Origin of the sequence: Acinetobacter sp. P1(2025) (assembly GCF_051390655.1) — a bacterium.
GTDB classification, from domain to species: Bacteria; Pseudomonadota; Gammaproteobacteria; order Pseudomonadales; family Moraxellaceae; genus Acinetobacter; species Acinetobacter junii.
Genome location: NZ_JBPKBJ010000114.1, coordinates 1 through 6,900, shown reverse-complemented (window position 1 = coordinate 6,900; position 6,900 = coordinate 1). Strand labels below are relative to the sequence as shown.

The 6,900-nt window shown below is 36.5% G+C and carries 7 protein-coding genes and 1 pseudogene; 1 reads left to right on the top strand and 7 read right to left on the bottom strand.

Annotated elements, in window-relative coordinates:
• Nucleotides 1–111 precede the first annotated feature (111 nt).
• The 7 genes and pseudogenes from cap4 to ACSC97_RS17325 form a co-directional block, all read right to left on the bottom strand.
• Nucleotides 112–609 (bottom strand): annotated as a pseudogene (gene cap4, locus ACSC97_RS17355) (CD-NTase-associated endodeoxyribonuclease Cap4); the annotation flags it as partial.
• Between the two features lie 2 nt (nucleotides 610–611).
• On the bottom strand, nucleotides 612–1,073 hold the full coding sequence (locus tag ACSC97_RS17350; RefSeq protein WP_004756394.1) for a Mov34/MPN/PAD-1 family protein: 462 nt from the start codon (nucleotides 1,071–1,073) through the stop codon (nucleotides 612–614).
• A gap of 5 nt (nucleotides 1,074–1,078) precedes the next feature.
• Entirely contained in the window at nucleotides 1,079–2,791 is a 1,713-nt protein-coding gene (locus ACSC97_RS17345) for a ThiF family adenylyltransferase (protein WP_004756392.1), read from the bottom strand.
• Nucleotides 2,791–3,804, bottom strand: a complete 1,014-nt coding sequence (locus ACSC97_RS17340; protein WP_000211631.1) for an SMODS domain-containing nucleotidyltransferase — start codon at nucleotides 3,802–3,804, stop codon at nucleotides 2,791–2,793. The genes ACSC97_RS17345 and ACSC97_RS17340 overlap by 1 nt, the downstream gene beginning before the upstream one ends.
• Before the next feature lie 114 nt (nucleotides 3,805–3,918).
• The gene (locus ACSC97_RS17335; RefSeq protein WP_001141890.1) at nucleotides 3,919–4,098 is read right to left on the bottom strand and encodes a hypothetical protein; all 180 of its coding nucleotides are present in this window, start codon (nucleotides 4,096–4,098) and stop codon (nucleotides 3,919–3,921) included.
• A gap of 205 nt (nucleotides 4,099–4,303) precedes the next feature.
• The gene (locus ACSC97_RS17330; protein ID WP_000148670.1) at nucleotides 4,304–5,386 is read right to left on the bottom strand and encodes a helix-turn-helix domain-containing protein; all 1,083 of its coding nucleotides are present in this window, start codon (nucleotides 5,384–5,386) and stop codon (nucleotides 4,304–4,306) included.
• Between the two features lie 261 nt (nucleotides 5,387–5,647).
• Nucleotides 5,648–6,352, bottom strand: coding sequence for a metallophosphoesterase (locus ACSC97_RS17325; RefSeq protein WP_001209420.1), 705 nt, complete (start codon nucleotides 6,350–6,352; stop codon nucleotides 5,648–5,650).
• Between the two features lie 141 nt (nucleotides 6,353–6,493).
• Here ACSC97_RS17325 and ACSC97_RS17320 point away from each other — a divergent pair, with 141 nt between their 5' ends.
• On the top strand, nucleotides 6,494–6,772 hold the full coding sequence (locus ACSC97_RS17320) for a hypothetical protein (protein ID WP_000993734.1): 279 nt from the start codon (nucleotides 6,494–6,496) through the stop codon (nucleotides 6,770–6,772).
• Nucleotides 6,773–6,900 lie beyond the last annotated feature (128 nt).

Sequence of the window (6,900 nt, the reverse complement as noted above, 5' to 3'; positions counted from 1 at the left end):
ATATAAATGGGTAATGTACAAGTTGCTGTAGAAGCATGTTTAGTTCGTCTGATCACAGATACTTTATAAACTATTTTAATACTTTTTTGAATCCGTCAATGCGTAAGTCCTAGTTATGAAACCAACATAATCAAGAGCAAATTCAGCTAAAGAGAAATCAATTTTTTTACCAACACACCAATCAAGGTATTCCGAGCGCCCATTCACTGAAACTGAAGAGTCGTCATCATAAGAAGATCCAACCCCTCTTAATCGGTCTATTTTTGAAATTAATGGTGAGATAGCGGTGTTATAACTTGGGCATACTAAATTAAACCAAATAAAGTTTTTTGGGTGGGTATCAAAAAGACTTTTAAAACGCCTTATTTCATCCCAAAATTCCGTAGCCGTTAAGGAGTGATTTTTTGCTTCATACATTACATGTAATGACTTTTCCGAAGAAAAATAACAAACTTCTATATCACTTAATGCTTCACTCACTATATGGCTAAATGCACTTTGTGAAAGCCATAGCGGTAAGCTCCTTAATACAAATGCATCCTGATATTCAAATCCTACTCGTGCAATCGCACCACCAGTTGATTGTTTTTCTAACAGACTCGCACTCATTATTATCTCTCTAAATCTAGGGTGGATCGGTAACAGGAACCATCTGATAGGTAGGTGTGAGCACTGCCCTCAAGATGATTGTTTTTTAAATGAAAAATCAGTAAGACTACAAAATTTGCCCCAACTTTTGGATCGGACACCAATTCCCTCATGGTGTGATGGTCTTTACTGCTGGGTTGTACACTAAAGAGAGGATGGCTATGCCATTCACCTAAATAGTTAAATTTTTGATAATTATTGTTTGTTGATTTATGAAAAAGGCGAATTGCTTTAATAGCATCCGTAATTCCACGTACAAAGGATGCTATCGTTCCACTCTTTTGAACAGTTAATGAGCTAACTCTAAAATGGTTTGTACCTATATGCTCACCCATTAAAACACCGCCACATTCGTGGGTTCCAGACTTCAACAGGGCTTTTATCAGTAAAATTTGTATATCAGTAGGAATGGATATTTTCAGCATCAGTATTAACCTTTCATCGGTTCAGGCTCTTCAATAGAATTGCCATTTTCACTTTCAGATATCTGTTTATCCGTAGGAGATTCTGTTACTAACGCACCTGAACAATCGATAGGATGAGTATCAAAAGGACATTGAAATATCCAATATTTACGGAACCCTATTAAATATGCTGAATATGGATAAGAGGATTGCTCATCAATTGTACATAAAGTATCTAATGTGAACTGCGTCATAGACGCTGCAAGAGCCGTTACATCTGCATCTGATGCAATATATGTTTGGTTTTGTGTTTGAAAGCAGTAATTATTAACTTTGCCTTCTGGGATTGGTTCCAACGTTTGTAAGACACCATAAATATGATTGCGAAGCTCTAAAGGTGAGGCATCTAACGTTGGGCGACTACGGGCCATCATTGCTCCACCACCGCCACCAAAGATTTCACCCCATACCATTGGTATATGTTTTCTTTTAGCAATTGCAGCTAAGGTTAGAAATGTATGTGAGCTTGCTGTCGCATCAATAATCAGATTACATGTGGCAATGGCATTAGCGATATTGGAATTTAAATGAGGATTTTCCTGTCCACCAATTTGCATTTCATACGTTTCAACTTCTATGTCTAATACTGTTCGTTTTAATGCTCTTTCAACAGCATGGGTTTTAGCAAAGCCAACATCTAACCAGCTGAGTTCATTACGGACAAGATTGTGTGGGGCCAGAATATCATCATCAATAAGTAGAAAGTTTTTACAGCCCGACCGTGCCAGTGAAATTGCAATTTTACTTCCTAACGATCCAAGACCTACAATTGCTATCCTTGTATTATTGAGATGGCTAAATTGTGCTGGCAATCTTTGATTCTGATCATCATGTAGATTAATAGCAGGATAACTTACGAAAAGTGGTGCTGTATTATTAATCAAGAATAGTTCCAAGTTACCCTTTAAGTCATATAACAATATAGGCTGTATGGAATTTGTGAATTCCTCTTGAGCAGGCCATAAATTGCCTAAAAAGGATTCTAATGAAACTCGGTCATTTACGGATTCCTTTAATTGAGGAACAGAATCAATTCGTATCGCCCATCCAGACAATTCAAATCTTTCATTAGAAAATGATGGTACGATGTCAGGTAGAGGTTTGTTCTGAATATTTGTTGGAACAATAACGGTTTTGTCTCGAAAGCTTGAGATGGCAATCTTAAAGTCCATTTTCTCAGAATCACTACCCAAGAGTATGTGACGTAACATAGGTGTTTCAATGAACCTTTCTGAAACACCTCTTAATTTTTGACCTATTGTTTCAGAATGCCTAGATGGTACAGGTTCTACATTCATCTCCAATACAGTCATTGCATCTGTTAATAAAAGAAGCTGGGCACTTCTAACTAGATCCACTCCACTGATATTGGTATTCCAATTATCTGGGCCATATTCTAGACACAGCACTCCTGAACCACCATACTGGTGCAAGATACTCCATCTTTCACCAGATTTTTGTGGGCGTATATATGCTGGTAGCTCTGGGAAAAGCTCTGGATATACTAAAACACCATTAAAATCTATAGTTCCTATCTTTAGAGAGAAGTTCAAATGCAGTTCATTTGTGTCTGTTGAGTTCCACTCCTGAATCTTAAAACTATTTTTCTCTTTCTCAAGATCAGTCAATAACTGCCGTTCTTGAGCTAGGCGTTCTAATGGTGTTTTTAGCAGTTCCATTACGCAAAGCCTCCTGGTTTATTTGGATAAACAGGGGTTGATGGAAAGGTTAATCCCGCACCTAGAGCAGAACGGATTAAAGAGCTGGCCATATCAGCAGAGTTTGCACTTTTGTGTGATGCCGAACGTGGAAAACGATTACCCAGAACCTGCCGCCATAGGGCTAATGCTTTATCATCATCTGTTTCATTTAAGGCGTTTCGTGCAATAACAGCTTGTTCTTCTACCTTTTCATAAAAAGTTTTGAACTCATCTGCTGTAACCGCAGAAAAAACATTATTGCCTGCAACACCAGGATCTTCTAAATGTGGAATTATGCCTAGTGACGCATAAATCCCATAAGAATCCCTGATCGTTTCTAAAAGATAAACAAACAACTTTTCATAGTTGGATTCGTAGTAATTCATATGCTTGGCAACCAGGCATTCTAAAATGAATCCTTTTGGTCTTTTTAAATCAGACAAGTTCTCACGACGCCACCATTTAAATAGCTTCACAAGAGGCTTAAATCGACCATTTGCATTTTTATTCACCTCAACAGTCCACTCGGTATGGGCTGGAGGGTTGGTAACTAGCCATTCTTCAAGATGAATGTCTGGAATCAGATAGCCGCCATATCCATCTGAAATGATAGGGACAACATCCATATCAACTTTTTTCAACTTAACATTTACTGAACGACGGTTAACGGTAAGATCGGTATATCCAATATCCTTTAATGCAGTATGTACTGCATCAAGGACAATTTGAGGATCATCATTAATTGTGTGATTTGTAAGGGCAATAATATCTACATCTGGCCTTTGTGTGATTCCGCCTATGGTAGTCGGACGTACTGCCGTATTTCTTTTATAAGAACCTGATAAGAATGTATGCACATGTACTTTGCTGAATTCATTATGCACTTTTAAAGCATCACGAAGCGTATTATGTGCGCTTGAACAATCATTAACCGTTGTTGTAGATGGTTCAATATCGGAAAGTAGGTCAAGAAACTGCTGTTGAGTTGTCATAATTCTCTCTGAGCCCATGTACTAAAATGGGGCATAAAATTAAGTGCGATCAGAAAAATTAAGTAACGTACTGCTGTGAACTTTGTTGCATAGCAGTAGGTTATTTAACCTTGTTTACGATATTGAGTTTGAGTTATCAGGATCATCCGATTTTTTATTACGGATAGCATCCTTTTCTTCTTTCAATGGCCGAGTTCTGGGAAATTTAAAATATCCAGTTGGATGGACAATAATTTTTCCAGATTTATGGCGATAAGATTTACAAAACACGAAGTCTTGATTTTCGGTAGGCATTGTTAGCCCTCCTATTTTGGCGGCTCGTTTTTCAGGGCGCATACCAAAATAAGCGGGTAAATCTTGAGATTTACGGGCCTAAATGTTAGAATGGGGTTCTGACAGCCAGATCTAACATGAGGTATGCGTAGGGCTTAGAGCCATATGCCTTTCCTGTGTGAAAATCTATCAAGCCGACTCTACCCAATAGAGTCGGCTTTTTAATTTATGAAACCATCTCAATAGTCTCCATTGAATCTAGGTCAAAATAATATAGTTTTTTAAAGTCATCTTCATATAAGTCAAATAATTGAGATAACTCACTAATGACAGATGTTGATGTTTTTTTTGCATCTATTGCGTAGTCAAAGAGCATTGAAGCTACTCTATATGTCGGTTCTCGATCCAATTCATTTGGTTCAACTTTACGATAACCACGCATAGCCATCTGCCGCCATAAATTGGCACTTTGACTTGAAGTTATAGTTCCTAACTCTGACGCCCTATAGATTAAGGCTGCCATTGAGGTTTTCCATTCCTTTTTAAGTCTTAGATAGTGAGCTAAATTAGTTGAACCTAATTGATCAATAATTTTTTCTTCTGGCATTAAGAATTCGGCAGCAAAGTCATTTGCTTCTTTTTCCATGAACTCAGATGGCTCTTCATGGAGGACCAAATGCCCAAGTTCATGTGCTAGTGTGAAGCGTATTCTGTCATTTGGCTGGTTTGCATTTAGAAATACACATGGAGACACACCATGCATTTTTAAGGATACGCCATCAACATTGTTATCTTTAAAGTCGCATAAAAAGACTAAAACCCCTGCATCTTCCACAGTGGCAGTTAGGTTTTCAAGAGGTTCATTCCCTAATGCCCACAATGACCTAAGTTTTTTAGCAGCTTCTTGAGGAGTGTTTATATCTAGGCCAATTTTAAAAGTTGGTAAGGAATTTTTTCTTTTTGGCACATTTGTGAATAATTCTAATGTTTGTACATGGCCCATTTTTAACATCATTTCAGCATTCATGCGGCTCAATGCTTTAGCTGTGGTAGAGCTTTTTTTTCTGTATGCATGCAAACTAATTGGCAGTGCATTTAGCTTTTCAATATGTTCGAAAAATCGTATAGGGAAATGTAGGGCATTGGATAGATTATGGATAACTTCATCGGAGGGTTTTAAGTCCCCACTTTCAATTTTAGATAATGAAGCCTGGGTAATAGACTGTCCCATTTCAGCAATTAGTTCAGTTTGACTAAGACCACGAAAGTTTCGTGCAATACTAAGCATGTCAGGATTGAAATGAGTCATATTCACCTCCAAGATGATTGACTTACAGATCAAGTTAATCGAATAATAACTGAACAGAAAAGAGTATGCAAATTTTTCTTCAAATTATTCCTAAAATGTTTCGTTTTAATGGGTTTAAGCTTGTTTTTATGCATATATAGTGTTTTTTGTTTTTATGGATACTATATATAGTGTTTTGGTTTTTACATTTTAACATGTAAATTTCCTGAAAGAAGTATGTTTACGTCAAGATACTAAAATATGAAACCTAACATAGATCTCTTATAGTTCAAGAATGGTTAAAGGTCCCCCAAAAACAGCACCAGTATCGATAAAAAAACAATTCTGATGCTTAACAGGTTCCTTGACTACAGTATGGCCGAAATAAATTTCATCAACTCCCGTTACAGTCTTATAGATAGGATTGTATGTACTAAAACGGACACGTCCTCTATGCCATAATGCAATTTGCATGGCAGATTGTTCACCTTCAATGAAGTAGTTATTTTTAAGAACCTCTTGTTTGAAATTATCCCAGTCATTGATATGTATATCTGCATGCACAAAACCATAAACTTTATTATTATGATGAATTTCAAGAATGATCGGTAAATTGAGACACTGTTCAACAACAATTTGTTGTTGAACAGTAGGTAGCTTATATAACCAGTCTCCACCATGATAAGCATGCATTTCTTTCATTTCATTATCAAAAGTTGCTTCAATACACATCTGTTCATGATTGCCACGGATTGCTTTAAACCAGGGCTCATTAATAAGACTTAGGCATTCAAGATTTTCTTGGCCGCGATCAACCAAATCTCCAACGGAGACCAATAAATCCTGCTGAAAGTTAAATTCTAGTTCTTCTAACTTATTCATAAGTAATGTATAGCAACCATGTAGGTCACCAACTACAAAAAGCCGACCTCGAATAGGTTTTGTATAGAACTCTACTAAGTTAGAACCTAAATCTACTTCTCTCATAATTATCCAATTGTTTAATATCAAAGTCTTCATCAAACAGGGGGAGTTTGAATAGATTGATTCTCCTTTTAATTGGACATTTGATCTTTATGTGGGGTTTTATTCTAAAATAAACGAATGTAAGTAATGGAACACAGCTAAATGAATGCACAATTAGAAGTGATGTCAGATCAGGAATTAAATAAATATGAACAAGAGCTCCTTGCTAAATGGACACCGAGAGTGGCGCTTGAAGCTCAAATTGATAGACTTAATTCTCAACGATCTGAATTGTTAGAAATTTATCACAAATTAAAGAATCCAAGGCATCCACAAAATACAAGATTGATCCATTCAATAAAGTCATTAAAACATAAGTTAGAGGACTTTGAAGATGAATTAGATGATCTTATTCAGGATGGTCAATTCAAGCAACATTAAAAATATTTATAACTACTAGGACTTACGCACTATTATTTATAGACTCTCTGTGGTAGCAGATGATTTTTATCGAGAATAAAGTCATCAATGAAGTTTTTGATCATTGGTCTAAATAATTTCTTCTGCCA

Coding starts and splice junctions, on each gene's coding strand:
- ACSC97_RS17325 (WP_001209420.1), bottom strand. CDS start 6,352: ATGAGAGAAGTAGATTTAGGTTCTAACTTAGTAGAGTTCTATACAAAA.
- ACSC97_RS17320 (WP_000993734.1), top strand. CDS start 6,494: ATGAATGCACAATTAGAAGTGATGTCAGATCAGGAATTAAATAAATAT.
- ACSC97_RS17350 (WP_004756394.1), bottom strand. CDS start 1,073: ATGCTGAAAATATCCATTCCTACTGATATACAAATTTTACTGATAAAA.
- ACSC97_RS17345 (WP_004756392.1), bottom strand. CDS start 2,791: ATGGAACTGCTAAAAACACCATTAGAACGCCTAGCTCAAGAACGGCAG.
- ACSC97_RS17335 (WP_001141890.1), bottom strand. CDS start 4,098: ATGCCTACCGAAAATCAAGACTTCGTGTTTTGTAAATCTTATCGCCAT.
- ACSC97_RS17340 (WP_000211631.1), bottom strand. CDS start 3,804: ATGACAACTCAACAGCAGTTTCTTGACCTACTTTCCGATATTGAACCA.
- ACSC97_RS17330 (WP_000148670.1), bottom strand. CDS start 5,386: ATGACTCATTTCAATCCTGACATGCTTAGTATTGCACGAAACTTTCGT.